This is a genomic window from uncultured Veillonella sp., from assembly GCF_963551295.1.
Classification (GTDB): Bacteria; Bacillota; Negativicutes; order Veillonellales; family Veillonellaceae; genus Veillonella.
Genome location: NZ_CAUVFT010000026.1, coordinates 1 through 21,930 on the forward strand (window position 1 = coordinate 1; position 21,930 = coordinate 21,930).

The 21,930-nt window shown below is 38.5% G+C and carries 17 protein-coding genes and 1 pseudogene; all 18 read left to right on the plus strand.

Going from position 1 to position 21,930, the window contains the following annotated elements; all coding sequences use genetic code 11:
• Window positions 1-360: pseudogene (locus RYO55_RS07530) on the plus strand (threonine synthase); the annotation flags it as partial.
• Between the two features lie 212 nt (window positions 361-572).
• Window positions 573-1,460, plus strand: a complete 888-nt coding sequence (locus RYO55_RS07535; RefSeq protein ID WP_221740905.1) for a DMT family transporter — start codon at window positions 573-575, stop codon at window positions 1,458-1,460.
• 172 nt (window positions 1,461-1,632) lie between these two features.
• A complete protein-coding gene (locus tag RYO55_RS07540; protein WP_314984895.1) occupies window positions 1,633-3,300 on the plus strand; it encodes an AAA family ATPase in 1,668 nt (555 codons plus the stop codon).
• A gap of 284 nt (window positions 3,301-3,584) precedes the next feature.
• A complete protein-coding gene (gene mscL, locus RYO55_RS07545; protein WP_012864626.1) occupies window positions 3,585-4,052 on the plus strand; it encodes a large conductance mechanosensitive channel protein MscL in 468 nt (155 codons plus the stop codon).
• Between the two features lie 123 nt (window positions 4,053-4,175).
• Window positions 4,176-5,225, plus strand: coding sequence for a D-glycerate dehydrogenase (locus RYO55_RS07550; RefSeq protein WP_295814361.1), 1,050 nt, complete (start codon window positions 4,176-4,178; stop codon window positions 5,223-5,225).
• Between the two features lie 82 nt (window positions 5,226-5,307).
• Complete coding sequence (locus tag RYO55_RS07555) at window positions 5,308-6,996, plus strand: glutamine--tRNA ligase/YqeY domain fusion protein (protein WP_314984896.1); 1,689 nt, start codon at window positions 5,308-5,310, stop codon at window positions 6,994-6,996.
• Between the two features lie 190 nt (window positions 6,997-7,186).
• Window positions 7,187-7,819, plus strand: coding sequence for a hypothetical protein (locus RYO55_RS07560; protein WP_314984898.1), 633 nt, complete (start codon window positions 7,187-7,189; stop codon window positions 7,817-7,819).
• Between the two features lie 104 nt (window positions 7,820-7,923).
• A complete protein-coding gene (locus RYO55_RS07565) occupies window positions 7,924-8,511 on the plus strand; it encodes a DUF3793 family protein (RefSeq protein ID WP_308521437.1) in 588 nt (195 codons plus the stop codon).
• 10 nt (window positions 8,512-8,521) lie between these two features.
• Window positions 8,522-8,941, plus strand: coding sequence for a flavodoxin (locus RYO55_RS07570; RefSeq protein ID WP_004696544.1), 420 nt, complete (start codon window positions 8,522-8,524; stop codon window positions 8,939-8,941).
• 398 nt (window positions 8,942-9,339) lie between these two features.
• Window positions 9,340-9,972 carry a transcriptional regulator gene (locus RYO55_RS07575; protein ID WP_295814375.1) on the plus strand — a complete coding sequence of 211 codons (633 nt, stop codon included), beginning with the start codon at window positions 9,340-9,342 and terminating at the stop codon, window positions 9,970-9,972.
• 9 nt (window positions 9,973-9,981) lie between these two features.
• Window positions 9,982-11,193 (plus strand): diaminopropionate ammonia-lyase, encoded by a 1,212-nt coding sequence (dpaL, locus tag RYO55_RS07580; protein WP_195213099.1) that lies wholly within the window; start codon window positions 9,982-9,984, stop codon window positions 11,191-11,193.
• A gap of 12 nt (window positions 11,194-11,205) precedes the next feature.
• Complete coding sequence (locus tag RYO55_RS07585) at window positions 11,206-12,516, plus strand: YgeY family selenium metabolism-linked hydrolase (protein WP_302498158.1); 1,311 nt, start codon at window positions 11,206-11,208, stop codon at window positions 12,514-12,516.
• A 155-nt stretch (window positions 12,517-12,671) separates the two neighbouring features.
• Entirely contained in the window at window positions 12,672-13,865 is a 1,194-nt protein-coding gene (gene ygeW / locus RYO55_RS07590; RefSeq protein ID WP_302498159.1) for a knotted carbamoyltransferase YgeW, read from the plus strand.
• 68 nt (window positions 13,866-13,933) lie between these two features.
• Window positions 13,934-14,869 (plus strand): carbamate kinase, encoded by a 936-nt coding sequence (gene arcC / locus RYO55_RS07595; RefSeq protein ID WP_295814384.1) that lies wholly within the window; start codon window positions 13,934-13,936, stop codon window positions 14,867-14,869.
• Window positions 14,870-14,923: 54 nt separating this feature from the next.
• The gene (gene ssnA, locus RYO55_RS07600; protein ID WP_314984902.1) at window positions 14,924-16,252 is read left to right on the plus strand and encodes a putative aminohydrolase SsnA; all 1,329 of its coding nucleotides are present in this window, start codon (window positions 14,924-14,926) and stop codon (window positions 16,250-16,252) included.
• Between the two features lie 28 nt (window positions 16,253-16,280).
• Window positions 16,281-17,972, plus strand: coding sequence for a selenate reductase (locus RYO55_RS07605; RefSeq protein ID WP_302498161.1), 1,692 nt, complete (start codon window positions 16,281-16,283; stop codon window positions 17,970-17,972).
• Window positions 17,969-19,318 carry a dihydropyrimidinase gene (hydA, locus tag RYO55_RS07610; RefSeq protein ID WP_302498162.1) on the plus strand — a complete coding sequence of 450 codons (1,350 nt, stop codon included), beginning with the start codon at window positions 17,969-17,971 and terminating at the stop codon, window positions 19,316-19,318. The genes RYO55_RS07605 and hydA overlap by 4 nt, the downstream gene beginning before the upstream one ends.
• Window positions 19,319-19,335: 17 nt before the next feature.
• Window positions 19,336-21,885, plus strand: a complete 2,550-nt coding sequence (gene xdh / locus RYO55_RS07615) for a selenium-dependent xanthine dehydrogenase (RefSeq protein ID WP_302498163.1) — start codon at window positions 19,336-19,338, stop codon at window positions 21,883-21,885.
• Window positions 21,886-21,930: the final 45 nt, after the last annotated feature.

The following is a 21,930-nucleotide window of genomic DNA, read 5'->3' on the forward strand; positions in this document are numbered from 1 at the left end:
AAAGCGATCATTCAACAAGTATACAATTCTTATGGTTATGTAATGGATCCTCATACGGCGGTTGCTATGGGGGCGTATATGAAGGAGTTGGAGAAGCATCCTGAAGATGGCGCTCGTCATACAGTGATTGCATCTACAGCACATCCATTTAAATTCCCTACACCAATCTGTGAGGCATTAGATATCAAGGTGGGCGAGACTCCTTATGAAAGCTTAGATAATATCTCTGCTGTAACGGGAGTGGCCTTCCCTAAACAATTGGAAGCCTTACAATCCAAATCATTGCGCTTTACAAAAGCAATCGACAAAGAGAATATGAAACAAGAAATCTTAGATTTTGTAGATACATTCTCTAAATAATATAATGCCGCCTTTCATTAGAAGGGCGGCATATCTATATGTTTCTTATTGAGTAATCATTTTTTATTGATTAACTAACTAAATTCATTTTTTCATTAAATTTACATTCATCATATATGATATGAAATTTTGTTAGTATGTATTGATGTATCCATTATTTATAGAAATCTGGGGTTATAATTATATAGAGAAATATAATTATAGGAGGGGCTATGGCTAAAAAGGGCCTTATATATGCATTGTTATCCGCATTTTTATTTAGTACGATGAATGTATTCGTAAAATTGTTGGGTACTAATATTCCACCTGGGGAGATCGCTTTTGCCCGTGGGTTCTTTGGAACTGTTGCGGTGCTCATTATCATGTATGTGAAGGGCATCCGATTTTCAAAAGAGGATCGGGGGCTCCTCGTCATGCGTGGCTTATACGGCGGTTTTGGTATGGTATGTAATTTCATAGCATTGGTACACATAAAATTATCTGATGCAACAATTCTATTTCAGACGACAGGAATATTTGTTTTTATCTTTAGTGCTCTGTTTCTGAAGGAATCGATACCTAAAGGGGCTGGCAAATGGCTTGGAGTCATTTTGATTGCTGTCTTAGTAATGGTAAATCCTTTTAGTTATGAATCATTTTCTTGGTATGCATTGGTAGCAATTTTAGGTGCTGCTTTAGCTGCAGCGGCCTATACGACGATACGAACTATTAGTAAACGCGGAAAACATAGTAATTTTGAAATCATGGCCTATTTCATGATTACTGGCATGATTGCGGGCTTGGTTACTACAGATGAGCTCGTTATGCCTCAAGGTACAGATTGGCTCATTATCTTCGCTATCGGTGGTATTAGTGTAGTGGCTCAGTTTTTCTTGACTGGCGCCTTTGTTACGACCAATGCTGTAGTGGCTCAATTCTTGCAATACGTTGGCGTATTTATTAGTTCCTTCTATGGGTTCTTAATCTTTGGTGAAAGCTTATCCATAGCAACAGTAGGAGCTGGTATTGCTATGTTTATATCCTCTGTCATGTTGGCGCGTCTTAAAGAACAGAGTGGTCCATTAAGAGAGGGCAAGGTTATAGAGGATAAAATTAAATAAATGTCGAATATATACAGTATCAGACTGTATATGACAGTGGGGGTGCTGATTACATTCGTGATTGGCACCTTTTTACATAAAAGATAAAATACAGGGGTATTAGTTAGTGATTTATTGTAATGAAATATACTAGAGCTTTTTCATTTTGAAAGTAGCTACAGACGGAGGAGCTATGTATATAAAATGGATGCATATTGAAAACTATAGGAACTTAGCGGATGTAACGTTGAGCTTTCACAATGATATTAATTATTTTGTCGGTGAGAATGCGGTAGGTAAGTCTAATTTCCTAGATCTCTTAGAAATTATCATGGAGTGCAATGGGTTTGTTGAAAGTGATTTTACGGATGTAAACAAGCCTATCCGCATTGATTTTGAAATATCTTTAGGTGAGTTAAATTATAAAAGCATGTATACTGCTGATGAGGGACCTACCTACCGTTTACGACTTGAACAAGTTGTACAAGAGGTATATCCACGATTATACAGAGTCACTGATGCAGAGATTGAGCCTATGCCGTTGTCTATGATTCGTCATGCTTTATATGTGTGTCATCGCGACACCTCAGAGCAGGAACTGTTTTCTATACCGTCCTCTATATATGTAGAATTAGGGCAGCTATTACAAGCTTATGTGTCTCGATTAGAAATGCCTACTGATGATTTTCAGCGTGAAATTGTTAGTTTACGTAAGGATTTAGATCCTTACTGTATGCTCAATATTCAACATCTTGTAGAGGTATTGTCTACATCCTCCGCTATGGAACGTAAGTATTCTGCTGATAATGTACGATTGATTATGGCTGTGGCTCTCAAGATTTTGGCTCAAATTTATATGAAAGTGAGTAGTGCAACTACAAATTTAGAATCTTTACTTGTATATGATGCAAAGGGACACAAGTTTTTACCAATCTTTATAAGTGTGGATGAGCCTGAGCTACATTTAAGTCCGTATTTGCAACGGGCCGTGCTCAATTATTACCGTCAAATTGCAACTAATGAAAATGAAGAGTTTTTAGCATTGCTGCGAGATATTTTTAAAATAGATGGATTATTAGGACAGCTCTTTGTGGTTACTCACAGTACGGATGCACTAGTTGACGATTATCGTCATATTATTCGGCTTTATCGGGATGAAAATAATATGGTTTGTGCAGCGTGTGGAGTTACTTTCAATTTCCCTAAAGAGGTAGAGAAACACTTGATTATGCATTTTCCTGAGGCAAAAGAGGCTCTATACGCTCGGTGTATTATCATCGTAGAAGGGGAGACTGAGTACGGTAGCTTTACAGGCTTTGGTAAAAAATTAGGCGTGGACTTTGACTATTTTGGAATCTGTCTTATCAACGCTCGGGGCGAGTCCTCTATCAGTAAATTGCAAAAATTGTTTAATAGATTCTCTATTCCTACAGTAGCGCTCTATGATCGCGATGTTGAGGGAAAATATGCAAAAGCACATAGCAATATATTCTATACGGAGGAAATCTGTTTTGAAATGGATTTTGTATCGTATTTACTTGCGATGCACAAGCGTTCCATAATGGATGCCATCATCAAGGACATTATTGATGACGCTCGTCCGATGGTAACAAAGGATATGGCGCGGCGTGGTTATGCTAAATTAGGTATTACTAAAAGCCAAATTGTACAACGATGTTTACCAAATATTTCGGATCGTAAGTTGGATGATTTACATATTTATTACTTCTCTTGGTTCTATGCCAATAAAGGAGTGATTGTAGGGCGTCGTATAAGTCAATTTTTAGATGCTTCTATGATACCACCTGCATTTATTGCAGTAATAGAGCGTGCTAAACTTCTTTCGCTAGGTTTAGGTTAATGGAGTAATACATTACTACTTCTAATTAATAGAGTCTGACCAAAGTTTAGTTAGACTCTATTTTTTAGGAGGTAACATAGCGTTTTAAAGTGTAGGCATAGGAAATATGGTGTAAAAAATACGCATAATAAGTGATTTATTACAATAATAGATAGAATTATGAAAAACTATATTAACTAAATTTTAAAAACTACATCGAAATTTCTTGACATCTTTTTACCTTTATTTTATGATTAGTACTGTTATTAATGCATTCTCAATTAAACGTATCTAGGAGTATGAAAATGAAAGACTTTTTAAACGACTTTAAAGCATTTGCTTTCAAAGGCAATATGATGGACCTAGCTATTGGTATGATTATTGGTGCTGCTTTCACAGCATTGGTTAATTCTGTTGTAAACAACCTATTTATGCCTGTTCTCAGTGTATTCACAGGTGGTATTGATTTTAGTAATTTGTACTTGCCATTGAGCACAGGTTCTAAAGATGCATTCATGGCTGGTGCTGATATTGCTACAGCTCGTGCAGCTGGTTCTGTATTGCCATATGGTACATTTATTACTGATTTGATTCAATTCTTGATTTTGGCATTTGTTGTATTCTTGATGGTTCGTGGTTTGGCTAAAATGATGAAATCTGCGAAAGAAGAGGAAGTTGCAGAAGCACCTGCAACGAAAGAATGTCAATTTTGTAAATCTGAAATCAATATCAATGCAGTTAAATGCCCTAACTGTACTGCAGATTTGAACTAGTTCAAATTTAAATTATACATAAAAGGAGTGAGGTTTTGACCTTACTCCTTTTTGTTGTATTACGTTAGCTTTCTAGTATAAAATATAATTATAATACATAGAATTTTTTAGGGAGGGATATACATGGAAAAGAAACCTCTAGTAGTAGTAAATGGACTGGTTCGCAAAGATGCGATTGCATATTTAAAAGAGCATGTAGAGGTGCGCCAATGGACTGAAAAGACAGTAATGCCACGTGAGACATTAAAGGAATGGCTCGTTGATGCGGATGGTTTGTGGTGTGTGCGACCTTTAGATGTAGATGGTGATCTTGTAAAGAATGCACCAAAATTAAAGGTTATAGCACAAGCGGCCGTAGGTTATGATAATGTAAATATTGATGAACTAACAGCGGCAGGTATTCCTTATGGCAATACGCCAGGTGTTCTCAATGAAACGGTAGCAGAACTTGCATTTACGTTGATTGCCACGGCTAGTCGTCGTATTATAGAAAATGCTAACTTTGTAAAAGACGGTCGTTGGGCTCAAAGACCTTCTAATATTAAAGGCTTTGATTTGAGTCGTCGTACTCTTGGTATCATCGGCATGGGGGCTATCGGCGTATCTATATCTCGTCGTGCTCGTGCATTTGGTATGACTGTTGTATATCATAATCGTAACCAACGTTTGGATGATAAGATTCATAAGACTACTTATATGGAGTTAGATGATTTATTAGCCATTAGTGATGTAGTATGCGTTATGGCTCCATTAACAGATGAAACATATCATATGTGTGACGAGGCATTCTTCAAGAAAATGAAGAATACCGCTTTATTTGTTAATGTTGGTCGTGGACCTATCGTAGATACAGAGGCACTTATCAATGCCCTTAAAACGGGTGAAATCGATTATGCAGCCCTCGATGTAACGGATCCAGAACCATTACCAGTAGATCATCCATTATTAGATGTAGAAAATTGCCTCATTGTACCACATATTGGCTCTTACACAGATAGAACTCGTTATGACATGTCTATTTTGACAGCGGATAATATTATTGCCGGCGTTCATAAGAAACCGTTAAAAACATGTGTGAATGAAGAAGTAAATTATAAGAAACCTCAAATGGATGTAGAGTCTGCGCTAGAAGAGCTTAAAAAGGCTGGCGTTGATTTAACTGATTTCGACTAAAAGTGCAAGACATTAAAAGATATGCGGTTTTATACAAAATATGGTAAAATAAAAGAATATTTTTCCTATGGAGGTAAGAACGTTGGAACATAAAGACATTGAAAAAAGTGTAGCTCCTGAAGAAGTTGTATCTGTTAACTTTATTGAAGCTATTATCAACAAAGATAACGAAACTGGCAAGTACGGTGGTCGTGTATTGACTCGTTTCCCACCTGAACCAAATGGTTATTTGCATATTGGCCATGCTAAATCTATCTGCCTTAACTTTGGTATTGGCAAGCAATACAATGGCTTAACAAATCTTCGCTTTGATGATACAAATCCTGTAAAAGAAGATGTCGAATATGTAAACTCCATCATGGAAGATGTTAAATGGCTTGGATTTGATTGGAATGAACAACCACGTTATGCATCTGATTATTTTGATCAAATGTATGAGTATGCTAAGAAATTAATCACCCTTGGCAAGGCTTATGTAGATGATCAAACTGCAGATGAAATTAAACAAAATCGCGGCGATTTCTCTACTCCTGGTGTCAATAGTCCATACCGTGATCGTAGTGTAGAAGAAAACTTGGCACTCTTCGAAGAAATGAAGGCTGGCAAGTATAAAAATGGGGAAAAGGTATTGCGTGCAAAAATCGATATGGCGCATCCTAATATCGTAATGCGTGATCCTGTTATTTATCGTATTGTAAATACAGAGCATCATAATACGGGTAATGAGTGGAAAATTTACCCTATGTATGATTTTGCCCATCCTATTGAAGATGCTATTGAACGCATTACGCATTCTATTTGTACATTGGAATTTGAAGTTCACCGGCCATTATATGATTGGGTGTTAGAGGAATGGGATGATACTGAAATTCCACAACAAATTGAGTTTGCTCGCTTAAATGTAACTAAAATGGTTATGTCTAAACGTAAATTGCGTGCTCTCGTTGAAGCTGGTCTGGTAGCTGGTTGGGATGATCCTCGTATGCCAACTATTTCAGGTTTGCGCCGTCGTGGGTATACTCCGGAATCTATTCGTGACTTCTGTGATCGTATTGGCGTAGCTAAAGCTGATAGCGTTGTAGATATTGCTTTGCTTGAGTTCTGTATTCGAGAGGACTTGAAACTTAAAGCTAAACGCCCTATGGTTGTTGTTGATCCTGTAAAAGTGGTCATTACTAACTATCCAGAAGGACAAACTGAACTTTGCACAGTTGAAAATAATCCTGAGAATGAAGAGCTTGGTAACCGTGAAGTTGTATTTGGTCGTGAAATCTACATCGAACGAAGTGACTTTATGGAAGAACCAGTTAAGAAATTCTTCCGTTTAGCACCAGGTAAAGAAGTACGCTTAAAAGGTGCATACTTCATTACATGTACTGATGTTATTAAAGATGAAAATGGCAATATTACAGAAATACACTGTACATATGATCCAGAAACTAAGAGTGGTAGCGGTTGCACTCGTAAGGTAAAAGGCACATTGCACTGGGTTGAAGCATCTACTGCAGTAGATATTGAATCTCGCTTATATGATTATTTACTTAAAGAAGATTCGGATGGTAAAGACTTCTTGGGCGATTTCAACCATGAGTCCTTGCAAGTGTTCAACAGTAAAGGTGAAGCAAGTCTTGCTACAACTGTACCAGGTGATCATTTCCAATTCTTGCGTCAAGGTTACTTTGTAACTGATAAAGACAGTACTCCAGAACATATTGTGATGAATCGTATTGTTGGCTTACGCGATAGTTGGGCTAAGGCACAAAAGAAATAATATAATGTATATTTTATATTACTATAATGTTAAAGAACCGCTCCTTGGTGGGCGGTTCTTTAACACTGGGTTATTACTATAAATACTTTAATGACAATAGATGTTTAGAATAGACTAAGCCATTGTTTGGCTTTAATCCCTAGATGTTGTATTGCTAGCTTATTATATTAAAGCTTTGATGAGGAAAAACATGAAGAAATTAGTATTACTTGCTACGGCAGCGGCTGTGTTGGCATCTGTGCCAGCTACGGGTTCTGCAGCAAATATCAAGTCCATTTTAAGTAGAAGTCAAACTGTAACATATCGAGGTGTTAAATTGCCTGAAGGTGTTACTATGTATCAAAACAATCCTAAAGCATTATTTGCAGGGGAAGGGAAAAAAGACGTTAAATCTGTACTTCTTGAAGCAGGTGTATCTTCTGCAGATGTATATACATTAAATATTAAAACAGAAAACGAAATGCGATATGCTGTTTATGCTAATGTTGTATTAGGTAAACAATTATTTGGTCGTATGAGTGAAGCAAAACATATGAATACAGATTCTTCCTCAATTGGTGCATTGGCCGCTGCTATTAACAAGGGTGAGAGCCCTGCGCTTGGCACTTTTACGGTAATAAATCCATTAGTAAAACAAGGCAATGCCTATGAAGGCACATTGAAACATAAAAGTGTAGCTAATAATAATTCTTATAATGAGATATTACATATTAGTATTTCTGAAGATAAATATACAGGACCAAATGCTCATTTAATCGCTGTTGATGAAGCTAATGATAGTGTTGTATTCCCTAAAGTTAAAGGTTTATTACATACCAAATAATAAATAATTATTGAAAATATATATCAATTATTCTTGACAATTTTTCTCATCAAGAGTACTATGAGCCTATAGGAATTATTCTCATTAGAGGAAGTTCTAACGATGTGCAACAGGCAGGTACTATTATGATGAATTCAATTGACCATATCATTGGATATCATTGTGCACCGGCAATTCGAGGTATTAAGCTATCGAACTTGGTTTCTATTCCACGGGACATGAATGAACAAATCCAATTTGTATTGACAGAATATAATAAAGCGTTCAATGAAAAAGGATTGTTCTTCTTTGAATTATGTCGTTGTAAAGCGCGAAGACTATTATTGGTATTCCGTGAGAAGCAATTAAGAGACTATGTACGGCAACCTGCGGTGATGTTATTTTTGAAAGCCTACGGTTATCATGATCGAATGAGCATTATGGAGATGCTTGAACATCTTAGATATCGTATGGAAGTAAGCATTGAGTTTCCACATGAAATCGGCATTTTTTTAGGTTACCCATTAAAGGATGTGAAATGTTTTATTTCTTATCGTGGTGGAGGATACCGAATGTGCGGAGAGTGGAAGGTTTACCATGATGTGGTAAATGCGCAACGCTCTTTCTTGTGTTACAAAGCATGTCGTGAATTTTGTCAAACTCAATTGATGTTGGGAAAAACATTTAGTTCATTGGTCGCAAGAACGGCCTAGGAGGTACAAGATGATTGGTGTAATTTTTTGGTCCGGTACAGGCAATACAGAACGCATGGCTTATGAAGTAGCTGAAGGTATTAAAGCTGCAGGTCAAGAAGTTGAAGTAAAATCCGTTTCTGAAGTATCTGTTGATGAAGCAGCAGCTTATGAAAAATTAGCTCTTGGCTGTGCTGATATGGGTGCAGAACAATTAGAAGAAGGCGAATTTGAACCATTCTACACTGAACTAGAAGGCAAGTTGAGTGGTAAAAAAATAGCGATCTTTGGCTCCTATGGTTGGGGTGGCACTTGGTTGGAAGACTGGGGCACTCGAATTAAAGATGCTGGTGGCGAATTAGTGGCTGATGGCGTAGCAATCTTGGGCGAACCTGATGATGATGGTAATGCACAATGCCAAGAATTAGGTAAAACATTAGCAAATGCTTAATTTGATTTCAACTACTAAATAAATACTAATAGTTAATAATAAAAAGGCTGTAATGACGATAATTCGTTATTACAGCCTTTTTTTCATGTACTTATGATTGGTATGATAAAGCAAAGGTCATTAAAAATTTTAATATCGTTAAGTAAATGTGATGAAAATCATAATATTTATTTATCTTTATCTCTATTTGTGTATATAAGCGTATAATTATAAATAACTTTAATGCATAATTGTATTGCATTTTTGTACACATAGCCCTATAATTTAGTTAAAGAACCTAACAAAAATTTAGGTTGATACAAAAATAGTTAGGGTTAATTTTATATTAGCTATTAACCGGGCTGGCGTTATTTAAACTGGAAAGGTTAACCAATGACATTGGAAGAGGGGTTATTTCAATGAGTACATTAGAGCGAATAAAAGTCATAGCCCATGGATTAGCGGCGCAATTTGGCCCATCCTGTGAAGTATTGATTCATGATTTACAAGGGGATATCAATTCGTCTCTTGTATATATTGAGAATGGAACTATAACTAATCGACATGTTGGTGATGGTCCATCGCATGTGGTTTTAGATGTGCTGAGTCATGACGATGGTAGCGAGGGTAGATTTGGTTATCTCACAAAAACTAAAGATGGCCGGATATTAAAATCTTCTACCATGTATATTCGTGATGATACAGGTCGTATAGCATACTTGTTGGGGATTAACCAAGATATAACAGAGTTTGTTTTGATGCATCGGCTTTTGGATAGTCTGGTCAATACAGGTCAGGAAGATGCAGGATCTGTTGAAAAAATTACGACGAGTGTATCGGAACTATTAGGTGATTTATTACTAGATGTAGAACGTATAGTTGGTAAACCAGGACCATTGATGAATAAGGTGGAACGCTTAAAAGCTATTACCTATTTAAACGAAAAAGGGGCTTTTCTTATCTCGAAGTCTTCTGAGAAGATAGCAGAGTATTTTAATATTTCTAAGTTTACTCTTTATAGTGATTTAAATACTGTAAAGGAAGAATCCTAGGAGGCAAATATGGAACGAATTCAGTGGAAACGTAATACGATGGCACCATCAAGTGACAAGTTTTTGTCCGTTATGGATGTTAGAGAGGTTAAGAAAGCTAAAGCGTTTCATGAAAGTTTTCCACAATATAGCATTACTCCACTTGTATCGCTTAAGAATTTAGCATCTCATATCGGTGTTGATGCACTCTTTGTAAAAGATGAATCTTACCGATTTGGCCTTAATGCATTTAAGGTATTAGGCGGTTCCTATGCGATGGCAAAATATGTGGCGCAACAAACTGGTAAAGCTGTTGAGGATGTACCATATGATGTATTAACATCTGCAAAATTAAAAGAAGAGTTTGGTCAAGCTACATTCTTTACTGCAACTGATGGTAACCACGGTCGTGGTGTAGCATGGGCAGCCAATAAATTAGGTCAAAAATCTGTAGTGTTTATGCCAAAGGGTTCTACAGAATATCGTAGAAAACAAATCGAAAACGAAGGCGCTACCGTAACAATCGAAGACTTCAACTACGATGAGTGTGTACGCTTAGCAACTAAAAAGTCTAAAGAAGTTCCTAACGGTGTTGTAGTTCAAGATACTGCATGGGAGGGTTATGAAGAAATTCCAAACTGGATTATGCAAGGCTATGGCACAATGGCTATGGAAACAGCAAATCAATTAGAAGCTGATAATTGTAAAGTTCCTACACATGTATTTGTACAAGCTGGTGTAGGCTCCCTTGCCGGTTCTGTAGTGGGTTACTTCACTAATCTATACAGCAATGTGGCTAAAAAACCTAAATTAGTTGTTGTAGAAGCGGCAGCAGCAGCTTGTTTATACAAAGGCGCTGTAGCTGATGATGGTAAACCTCGTATCGTAGAAGGTGATCTAGAAACAATTATGGCAGGTTTAGCTTGTGGTGAACCGAACACGGTTTCTTGGGATATTTTAAGAAATCATGCAGATGTATTCGTTTCTGCGCCTGACTGGGTGGCACGTTTAGGCATGCGCGTTGGTGGTGCACCAATTAAAGGCGATACTCCAATTACTACTGGTGAGTCTGGTGCAGTTCCATTAGGTCTTGTAATGGCAATTATGACGATGCCGGAATATGAAGACTTACGGAAAGAGTTAGAATTAGATGCGTCTTCAAAGGTACTCTGTTTCTCCACTGAAGGTGATACGGATCCTGAAAGATATAAAAACATTATGTGGTATGGTGAAGATCGTTAGGAGGCATTAATTATGGATTTACAAGCAATTAAACAAGCAGCGGCAACTTATGGCCCAGCGATGACAAAGTTTTTACGTGAGATCGTAGCATTTCCAGGAGAAAGTGCTGAAGAAAAAGATCATGTAAAACGTATAGAACAAGAAATGAAAGATCTAGGATTTGATGAAGTTGAAGTGGATCCTATGGGGAATATTCTCGGATATATGGGCACAGGGAAAACTCTCATTGCCTTTGATGGACATATTGATACAGTTGGTATTGGCAATCGTGACAATTGGGATTTTGATCCATATGATGGTTTCGAAGACGAAACTAAAATTGGTGGCCGTGGCGTATCTGACCAATTGGGTGGTATTGTATCCGCTGTATACGGCGCTAAGATCATGAAAGATTTAGGCCTTCTTAACGACAAATATCGAGTACTTGTTGTAGGTACAGTTCAAGAGGAAGATTGCGATGGTCTTTGCTGGGAATACATGATTAAAGAACGCAATATACGTCCTGAATTCGTAGTATCCACTGAGCCAACTGATGGCGGTATCTACCGCGGTCAACGTGGTCGTATGGAAATCCGCGTAGACGTACAAGGCGTATCTTGCCATGGTTCTGCGCCGGAACGCGGTGACAACGCTATCTATAAAATGGCAGATATTCTTCAAGACATTCGTGATTTGAATGCTAATTCTGCCGATGAAAGCACAGCAATTAAAGGTCTTGTTAAAATGCTTGACCCTAAATTCAACCCTGACCATTACGAAGAAGCTCGCTTCTTAGGTCGCGGTACAGTAACTACTTCCCAAATTTTCTATACTTCTCCAAGCCGTTGTGCAGTAGCTGACTCCTGTGCTATTTCCTTGGATCGTCGTATGACTGCTGGTGAAACTTGGCAAAGTTGTTTGGCAGAAATCGAAGCGTTGCCACATGTTAAAGAATATGGTGCGAAAGTATCCATGTACGAATATGCTCGTCCATCTTGGACTGGTTTAACCTATCCAATCGAATGCTACTTCCCAACATGGGTAATTCCTAAAGATCATAAAGTAACAGAAGCTTTGGAAGAAGCATACACTAGCTTATATGGCAATGAACGTATTGGTGCAGAAGATACAGTTGAAATGCGTAAAGCTCGTCCATTAACTGATAAATGGACATTCTCCACAAATGGTGTATCTATCATGGGTCGTAATGGCATTCCTTGTATTGGCTTCGGTCCTGGTGCAGAAGCACAAGCACATGCTCCTAACGAAATTACATGGAAACAAGATCTTGTAACATGTGCTGCTGTATATGCATTATTACCATCTGTATACTGCAAAGACTAATATCATGTTCTGTGAATTAGATCTATTTAATACGGAAATAATTATAACATAGTTGATAACTACAAATTTAATATGGTACCTCCCCATTTGATGAGGTACCATATAAAGTTAGATCCTAAGTAGCCCTTTAGGGAATTGAAAGAGAGGACTTACAGATGACAGACTTCAATAAAAGTATTGAAACTTTACAAAAACTAGACGTTAGTAAAATGTACGGCGAAGATTTCTTCTTAACTTGGGAGAAATCTGATGATGAATTGCAAGGTGTTTGGGCAGTAGCTGATGCATTACGTGCTCTTAGAGAACGCAATATTTCTACTAAAGTATTTGACAGCGGTCTTGGTATTTCTTTATTCCGTGATAACTCTACAAGAACACGCTTCTCCTTTGCTTCCGCTTGTAATTTGCTAGGTCTTGAAGTTCAAGATTTAGATGAAGGCAAATCTCAAATCGCTCACGGTGAAACAGTTCGTGAAACAGCTAATATGATTTCCTTTATGGCAGATGTTATCGGTATTCGTGATGATATGTATATCGGTAAAGGTAATGCTTATATGCATCAAGTTTCCGATGCAGTTAAAGAAGGTCATGAGGATGGTGTACTAGAGCAACGCCCAACACTTGTAAATCTACAATGTGATATCGATCATCCTACACAAATCATGGCTGATACAGCTCATATCATCAAAGAATTCGGTGGTGTAGAAAACCTTAAAGGTAAAAAGATTGCTATGACGTGGGCGTACTCTCCATCCTATGGTAAACCTTTATCCGTACCTCAAGGTGCTATTGGCTTATTTACTCGTCTTGGTATGGAAGTTGTATTAGCCCATCCAGAAGGGTATGAAGTAATGCCGGAAGTTGAAGAAATCGCTAAGAAACAAGCGGAAGCTAGTGGTGGTTCATTCCGTAGAACTAACGACATGAAGGACGCTTTCAAAGATGCAGACATCGTATATCCTAAGAGTTGGGCTCCATTCGGTGCGATGGAAAAACGTACTAAATTGTATGGTGAAAACGATCATGAAGGCATTAAAGCATTAGAAAAAGTTCTTCTTGAAGAAAATGGTAAACATAAAGATTGGGCATGTACGGAAGAGATGATGAGTCTCACTAAAGATGGTAAAGCTCTTTACTTACATTGCTTACCGGCAGATATTACAGGTGTAAGTTGTGATGAAGGTGAAGTGGACGCAACAGTGTTCGACCGCTATCGTATACCTCTTTACAAGGAAGCAAGCTACAAACCATATGTTATTGCAGCTATGATTTTCCTTAGCAAATTTAAAAATCCTGTAGAAACCTTAAAAGAATTAGAACGGAAGGGAACCGAACGAGTTCAACCGTAAAGTAAAGTTTAGGGGCCATCCGTATTGATGGCTCCTTTTATTCTTAATAGTTTGTTATGAGGCATAACATGAAAAAGAGAGTTGTAGTAGCATTAGGGGGAAATGCATTAGGCAATTCCTTACCAGAACAGAAAATTGCAGTAAAAAGTACAGCTAAAACAATCATTGATTTAGTAGAAGCTGATTGTGATGTAGTGGTAACACATGGTAATGGACCTCAAATTGGTATGATCAACAATGCGATGGCTGCGTTGACTCGTGAAGTAGAGGGTCAACCAAATACTCCATTATCTGTATGCGTAGCAATGAGTCAAGCCTATATTGGTTATGACTTACAAAATGCTCTTCACGAAGAGCTCTTAAATCGTGGCATTGAAGATTTGCCAACAATGACTATGGTTACACAAGTACTTGTTGATCAAAATGACTCAGCTTTTCAAAATCCTACAAAACCAATTGGTCACTTTATGACTCAGGAAGAAGCTGAATACGCAGAAAAGAATTACGATTATGTGGTAAAAGAAGATGCGGGTCGTGGTTATCGTCGTGTGGTGGCATCTCCAGCACCAAAAGAAATCATTGAACTAGAAGCTATAAAAGGTTTAGTAGGCAAACAATTAATTGTTGCTTGTGGCGGGGGAGGTATCCCAGTAACTAAAGAAGGGAATGAACTTCATGGTGCAGCTGCTGTTATCGATAAAGACTGGACTAGTAGTTTATTGGCCCAAGAAATTGATGCTGATGTTCTCGTTATTTTAACAGCTGTTGAAAAAGTTGCCATTAACTTTGGTAAAGAAAATGAAAAATGGCTTGATGAAATAACTGTTACACAAGCTAAAGAATATGTATCAGCTGGTGAGTTTGCAGAAGGCTCGATGAAACCAAAGGTAGAAGCCGCTATAGCATTTGCAGAATCCAAAAAAGGCCGTGTTTCTATTATTACATTATTAGAGAAATCTAAAGATGGTATAGCAGGAAAAACAGGCACGCGTATCGTATTATAATAATATATAAGTTTATAAGTATGCATTTCAACGAATCGTTGAGGAGGTGCCCAAATGATTATATTAGGAAAAGGTACTGTTATTACTCGCGACGCTGATAGACCTATCATTTATGATGGTGCTGTTGCTATCGACGGGACTCAAATTGTTGATATTGGTAAATATGATGAATTATGCAAAGCTTATGCAAACGCAGAAATTATTGATGCTCATGGTGGCTTGATTATGCCAGGTTTCATTAATGCACATCATCATATTTACTCCGCTCTTGCACGAGGCTTATCGTTGCCAGGTCCAGCACCGACTAACTTCGGTGAAATCTTGGAAGGCCTTTGGTTCTACTTAGATAATAAATTGACCGCTCCTGATGTAAAAGCAAGTGCATTACTTACGTATTTAGGCTGCATCGAAAATGGTGTAACTACTATTTTTGACCACCATGCAAGTTATGGTGAAGTGCCTAACAGCTTATCCATCATTGCAGATGTAGCTAAACAATTCGGCGTTCGCTCTTGTTTATGCTATGAAGTATCCGACCGCAATGGCGTAGATCAAATGAAAGCCGCTGTTGCAGAAAACGTACGTTTTGGTAAAGAAGCAAAACAAGATTCATCCAGACTGGCGGCGATGATGGGCTTGCATGCATCTTTCACATTGAGCACGGAAACATTAGATTATGTGAAAGCTCATAATGAGGATCAGTTGGGATATCATGTTCATGTTGCAGAAGGTCCTGAAGATGTGGCAGATAGTAAAGAAAAGTATGGCATGACACCTGTTAGACGTCTCGTAGAGGCAGGTATTTTAGGCCCTAAGAGCATCGCTGGTCACTGTGTACACGTAACTGACGAAGATGTGGCATTATTGAAAAAATCTCAAGCTAAGGTCGTACATAACCCAGAAAGTAACATGGGTAATGCAGTAGGCACGACAGATATCTTGAAACTATTAGATGCAGGAATCACTGTTGGTCTTGGTACAGATGGTTATACAAATGATATGCTCGAATCTTATAAAGTAGCGAATTGTCTTGTGAAACATGAGCAACATAAACCATATGTAGGCTGGGGAGAAGTACCTTATATGCTATTTGAAAACAACCGCAAAATGGCTAATGAATTCTTCGATACTACGGTAGGCATCCTTAAAAAAGGTGCCGCAGCTGACGTAATTGTTCTTGATTACGCAGCACCAACACCACTTGATGAAAACAACATCAATGGTCACTTACTATTCGGTGCTAATGGTATGTATGTAGTAACAACTATTAGTGATGGTGTACCACGCATGATTGATCGTAAATTACAAGGCATTGATAAAGCTGAAGTAATGGACGAAGTTTTAGCAACATCTAAAGGTTTATGGAAACGACTAAACCCATAACGCAAGCGCTTTAAAGGAGTGTGACATTATGAGTGACATTATGTATCCGGTAAGTTTCGGAAATTTGATGAACCACATTATGACTGAGTACAAGATGTACAATCGTATTTACAATGTAAATAAAATTCATCGTACGAATCATGATCAACGCTTATCTATCTTTGGTAAATCCATTGAAAATCCTGTAGGTCCAGCAGCTGGCCCTAATACACAGTTGGCACAAAATATTGTGGCATCTTATGTAGCTGGTGCTCGTTGCATCGAATTAAAAACCGTACAAATTATGTATGGTGAAGAACTAGGTATTCCTAGACCTTGTATCTACTCTGTAGATGAAGCATACAACGTAGAGTGGTCTTCTGAATATAGCTGTGATGAAGCTGCTGATGAATACATTAAAGCTTGGTTCGCATTAAAATTAATCTCTAAAGAATTAGGATTAGGCGATCCAGATGGATTCTTATTCATCATGAGTGTTGGCTACAACTTGGCTGGTATCAAGAGCCCTATGGTTGATAAATTCATCAACACAATGCGCAGTGCATCTCAATCTCCAATGTGGGATACTTGTAAACAATGGTGCCTTGACCACGTAGATGAATTTGAACATATCGATGCTGATTTCATCAACTCTATTGGTGATGAACTTTGTCAAGCAATCACATTGTCCACAATGCACGGTTGCCCAGCAGAAGAAATCGAATCCATTTGTTCGTACCTTATCAGTGAAAAAGGTCTTCACCTATACTTAAAATGCAACCCTACATTGTTAGGTCCAAAACGCATTAGAGAATTATTGGATAAAGCTGGCTTTGAATACATTGACTTTGAAGACCATCAATTTGAAGTTGACCTTCAATTCGATAAAGCTGTTCCAATGTTAGAACGTCTTATCGCTCTTGGTGAAAAACACAACAAGATCTTTGGCGTTAAATTGACAAATACATTCCCTGTACAAATTCACAACAATGAATTGCCAGGCGAGCAAATGTACATGTCTGGTAAATCCTTGTTACCCGTAACAATTGGTGTAGCTGAGCTTTTAAGTGCTCAATTCGGCGAACGTTTACCAATGTCTTATAGCGGCGGTGCTGTAAAACAAAACATTAAAGCTATCTTTGATTGTGGTATCTGGCCTGTAACAGTATGTACAATTCTTCTGCAAGGCGAAGGTTACAATACTTTCAAAGGTTTAGCAGACGAAGTAGAATCTACTGATTACAAAGCTGCTTTAAAAGTTCATAAAGAACTTATCGCTGAACTTGCTAAAGACATCGCTGAGAACAAAATTTTCAAGAAGAGCGATGCTATGAAGAAGAAACGTGAAGCAATGCCATCCTTCCCTAGTACACGTAGCTCTGACTATCACTGCCGCGTAGTTTGTGGTGCTTGTGTTCGCGTATGTCCTAATAGATGTAATGAAGTCGTTACTGTAAATGATGCTAAATTGATCGTCCATGTTGATCAAAGCTGTAATGAGTGTGGTAACTGTGCATGTCATTGCGTAGAACCTTGTCAACCATACAAGGATCGCATTACATTCTTCCACAATGCTGAAGCTTTAGCAGATAGTACAAATGATGGTTTCTACATCACAGGCACTAGCTGTGGTTATCGCTTCAAAGGTGAAGAAGCCGTATGTGACATTGATGCATTACCTGAAGAATTGAAAGGAGTTGTACATGCATTCCGTAAAGAGCATGTGTACTATGTATCATGATTATCATACAACAAGGGGAATTGGTCTTAACTGATCGAATCCTTACCGGAGATTTATTAATTGATGGTGATAAAATTGTCGCCATCGATGAACACGTTCCTGTTCCAGAAGGGGCTAAAGTAATTGATGCAAAAGGTTGCTACGTATTCCCAGGATTTATAGATCCTCATACACACTTTCAAATGACCAATGCTTTAGCCTCGACTGCGGATGATTTTGATAGTGGTACGAAGGCCGCTATCCTTGGTGGGACTACTTCAATTATCAATTTTGCTTCTCCTGAGGAGGGCTCCCTTTGTAAAGGCTTAGAGGTTCATAAGGAGCGTGCTGCAGGGCATTGCTCCTGTGACTACAAATTCCATATGGAGCTTGTAGAAATGAATGATACGGTGGCCAGTGAAATACCGAAAGTGGTTAAAGCTGGTGTATCATCCTTTAAGGTATATTTAGCTTATGGGTTCCGTTTAACGGACCGAGAAATTTATGACGCTATTGAAGCTATAAAACCAACAGGCGCACTTGTAGGGGCTCACTGTGAAAATGGGGACCTCATCGATGCACTCGTAGCTGATAAGCGTAAGTGCGGTGACTTAGATATAAGTAATCACCCACTTACAAGACCTGCTATGATTGAATCGGAATCGATTAAACGATTTAGTACAATCGGCGCTTCTCTAGATTATCCAGTACATGTTGTGCATGTAAGCTCTAAGGAAGGGGTAGAAGAAATCCTTCGAGAACGTGCACTAGGGCATGCAGTGACTTGTGAAACATGTCCACAGTATTTGGTACTTGATGAATCACGATATAGTTTACCTGATTATGAAGGGGCTAAATACGTGATGAGTCCACCTCTTAGAACTGAAGTAGATCAAATGACACTGAAGGACGCTTTAGTAAATGGTACTTTCCAAACTATTGGCTCCGACCATTGTAGCTTCAATTTTGAAGGGCAAAAATTAAAAAGTCGTCATGACTTTACTCGTATTCCTGGTGGCATTCCAGGTGCTGAGGAACGGGGCATCGTTGCTTATGATGTATTGGTAAACCAATGCAATATGAGTGCCGTAGATTTTATGAAATTAGTAAGTGAAAACCCAGCAAAACTATATGGCATGTATCCTAAGAAGGGTACATTAGCTGTAGGTAGTGATGGAGATATTACAATCGTAGATAAGAATGTAAAACACATTCTTTCAATAGAGTCTGCCCATACAAAGGCTGACTATATACCGTATGAGGGACTATCTGTAACCGGTATGGTTCGTGATGTAATCCTCAGAGGTCACCATGTGGTACAAGATGGATCTTTAATAGAATCATATCTTGGTGAATGTATTCCTTAATGAAAGGAGGACTATATATGTACCGCTTTCAAGTGAATGGCACCTATTATGAGGCTCAAGAGGATCAGCGCTTAATTGATTTCTTGAGAGCTGATTTGAAGCTGACAGGCACCAAAGAAGGTTGTAGTGCTGGTGCTTGTGGTACGTGTACAGTAATTATAGACGGGAAAAAGGCAAAAGCTTGTGTTAGTAAATTATCCCAATTAGATGGCAAATCAATTGTAACGATTGAGGGCTTAACTGATAGGGAAAAAGCTGTATACACCTATGCTTTTGGTGAATGTGGAGCGGTGCAATGTGGCTTCTGTATACCAGGTATGATTATTAGTGCAAAGGTCCTAATTGATGAAAATAATGACCCTACATCTGAAGATGTTAAAAAAGCTATTTTAGGTAATATTTGTCGTTGTACAGGTTATGTGAAAATTGAAGAAGGCATTATGCTAGCAGCAAAAATGATTCGTGAGAATTTACCTGTTCCGGAAAAGGATACTAATGCTGCTGTAGGCGCTCGTTTACATCGTGTCGATGCGGAGGAAAAAGCTTTAGGTACGGGAAAATATGCCGATGATATTCATATGGATGGTATGATTTACGCTAAGGCATTGCGTTCTAAATATCCACGGGCTAGAGTGGATCGCGTTGATGTGTCTAAAGCTCTTGAACACCCAGCCTGTGTAACGGCTTTGACTGCTGCTGATGTACCATTCAATAAAACTGGTCATTTAGTGCCGGATTGGGATGTACTTATCGCAGAAGGTGATATTACACGTTATGTAGGCGATGCAGTTGCACTTGTTGCAACTACAGAAAAGAAATATTTAGACGAAGTATTGGCTCTAGTTGAAGTTGATTATACTGAATTAGAACCCGTACTAGATCCATTGGAAGCACTAAAACCAGATGCTCCTCAGTTACATCCAGACGGAAATGTATTATCTCGTCAAACATTATCTCGTGGCGATGTAGATAAGGCTATTGCAGAGGCTGCTTTTGTAGTAACAAATCATTATTCTACACCTCAAACCGACCATGCATTTATGGAACCAGAATGTGCCGTTGCATATCGTGAGGGAGATGAAATTCATCTGTATTCAGGTAGCCAAAATGTTTATGATGATCGTCGTGAAGTTGCTCGTATGCTTGGTATTCCGAATGAGGCTGTAAAGGTTCACAGTATGCTCGTAGGTGGTGGCTTTGGTGGTAAAGAAGATATGACCGTACAACATCATGCATCTCTCGTAGCTTGGCTTACAGGTAAACCAACTAAGGTTCTATTCTCTCGTCAAGAAAGTCTTAATATCCATACTAAACGTCATGCGATGGAAATGGATATTACAACAGCTTGTGATGCGGAAGGTAATCTGGTAGCAAGTAAGGTAAATATCGTTTCTAATTGTGGCGCGTATGCATCTTTAGGTGGTCCTGTACTTCAACGTGCTGGTACTCATTCTTGTGGCCCTTATCACTTTGATAATTTTGCCTTTGATGGTGTATGTGTTTATACAAATACTGTTCCTGGTGGTGCATTCCGTGGGTTTGGCGTAACACAAACTATCTTTGGTCAAGAGCAAAATATTGATGAATTAGCTGCGTTGGTAGGCATGGATCCTTGGGAATTCCGCTATAAAAATGTTGTACGCCCTGGTGACTCATTACCAAACGGCCAAATTTGTTCCAAAGAAACCGCTTTAGTAGAATGTTTGGAAGCTGTAAAAGATGCATATTATGCCTCTGATCGTACTGGTCTTGCGGTATGTTTGAAAAATAGTGGTATTGGTGTAGGACTACCTGATACGGGTCGCGTTATTTTAGAAGTACGTGATGGTAAAGTTCGTATTCGTACGGGTGCCGCTTGTATTGGTCAAGGCATGGCTACTATGGCAACACAAGTACTTTGTGAAACAACAGGCTTAACGGCGGATAAAGTATTTGTAGAACGTCCTGATACAGTGCGTACACCAGATTCTGGTACAACTACTGCATCTCGTCAAACACTCTTTACCGGTGAAGCAACTCGCAAAGCAAGTCTTCGCTTAAAAGAAATGTTAGATACTAAAACATTAGAAGAACTGAATGGCGTAGAGATTTATGAAGAGTTTCTCGGTGAAACGGATCCATTTAATTCTGATAAATCGCATCCAAAAAATCACGTTGCCTATGGTTATGGTGCATGTGTAGCAACAATTGGTGAAGACAATAAGGTTGCTAATTTACATGTAGCATACGATGTAGGCCGTGTGGTCAACCCTCAATCCTGTACAGGTCAGGCCGAAGGTGGTGCCATTATGGGAATGGGATATGCCGTTACAGAAGACTTCCCTTATAAAGAAGGGTATGTAACATCTAAATACGGTACGCTAGGACTTCTTAGAGCTACCCAATGTCCTCCAATTCATGTAAGTCTTATCGAAAAAGGGACACCAGAACAATATGCATACGGTGCTAAAGGTATTGGCGAAATCTCTAGCATTCCGATTGCACCGGCTATTGCAAATGCGTATCGTCGTATCGACGGAGAACCACGTAGGTCCTTGCCGATTAAACATACAGGTTATAAAAAATAGAATATTTGCTTAATGGTAGGGGCTTTTGCCCCTAGCCATCAAGGT

Bases quoted from the DNA above. Each gene is read 5' to 3' on its own strand.
- RYO55_RS07585 (WP_302498158.1), top strand. From the start codon at position 11,206: ATGGATTTACAAGCAATTAAACAAGCAGCGGCAACTTATGGCCCAGCG.
- ssnA (WP_314984902.1), top strand. From the start codon at position 14,924: ATGATTATATTAGGAAAAGGTACTGTTATTACTCGCGACGCTGATAGA.
- RYO55_RS07540 (WP_314984895.1), top strand. From the start codon at position 1,633: ATGTATATAAAATGGATGCATATTGAAAACTATAGGAACTTAGCGGAT.
- xdh (WP_302498163.1), top strand. From the start codon at position 19,336: ATGTACCGCTTTCAAGTGAATGGCACCTATTATGAGGCTCAAGAGGAT.
- RYO55_RS07575 (WP_295814375.1), top strand. From the start codon at position 9,340: ATGAGTACATTAGAGCGAATAAAAGTCATAGCCCATGGATTAGCGGCG.
- RYO55_RS07605 (WP_302498161.1), top strand. From the start codon at position 16,281: ATGAGTGACATTATGTATCCGGTAAGTTTCGGAAATTTGATGAACCAC.
- RYO55_RS07570 (WP_004696544.1), top strand. From the start codon at position 8,522: ATGATTGGTGTAATTTTTTGGTCCGGTACAGGCAATACAGAACGCATG.
- RYO55_RS07560 (WP_314984898.1), top strand. From the start codon at position 7,187: ATGAAGAAATTAGTATTACTTGCTACGGCAGCGGCTGTGTTGGCATCT.
- arcC (WP_295814384.1), top strand. From the start codon at position 13,934: ATGAAAAAGAGAGTTGTAGTAGCATTAGGGGGAAATGCATTAGGCAAT.
- RYO55_RS07550 (WP_295814361.1), top strand. From the start codon at position 4,176: ATGGAAAAGAAACCTCTAGTAGTAGTAAATGGACTGGTTCGCAAAGAT.
- dpaL (WP_195213099.1), top strand. From the start codon at position 9,982: ATGGAACGAATTCAGTGGAAACGTAATACGATGGCACCATCAAGTGAC.
- RYO55_RS07535 (WP_221740905.1), top strand. From the start codon at position 573: ATGGCTAAAAAGGGCCTTATATATGCATTGTTATCCGCATTTTTATTT.
- ygeW (WP_302498159.1), top strand. From the start codon at position 12,672: ATGACAGACTTCAATAAAAGTATTGAAACTTTACAAAAACTAGACGTT.
- hydA (WP_302498162.1), top strand. From the start codon at position 17,969: ATGATTATCATACAACAAGGGGAATTGGTCTTAACTGATCGAATCCTT.
- mscL (WP_012864626.1), top strand. From the start codon at position 3,585: ATGAAAGACTTTTTAAACGACTTTAAAGCATTTGCTTTCAAAGGCAAT.